Here is a 244-nt window from a genome sequence, read left to right as displayed (position 1 = left end):
TGTCTTCACCGATAACGACGTCGTCGGCGCGCTGAAGCAGGCGGCCGCGCGCGGCATCACCATGGAAAACATCCGCTCGGTGGCCGGCTTCCAGCGTCGCCTCAACGATGTCACCTGCTCCGGCTGCAACGCCGAGCCGTCGAGGCCCGCGGGCGTCGGCGCCACGGCGGCCTTGGCGAGATACTTGTCCGGGATCAGCACCGTGCCGTGATCGAACTCGCGGAGATTCGCGGGCTCGAGCAGC

At 68.4% G+C, this 244-nt stretch carries 1 protein-coding gene; it reads right to left on the bottom strand.

The features are described from left to right. Positions 1–244 (bottom strand): hypothetical protein (locus G8O24_RS43565; RefSeq protein ID WP_188108493.1); only part of this gene is annotated, 244 nt, incomplete at both ends.

The sequence above is a fragment of the Bradyrhizobium campsiandrae genome, assembly GCF_014529705.1.
Classification (GTDB): Bacteria; Pseudomonadota; Alphaproteobacteria; order Rhizobiales; family Xanthobacteraceae; genus Bradyrhizobium; species Bradyrhizobium campsiandrae.
The sequence above is the reverse complement of the archived record's forward strand: the minus strand, read 5'-3'. Positions and strand labels throughout refer to the sequence as shown.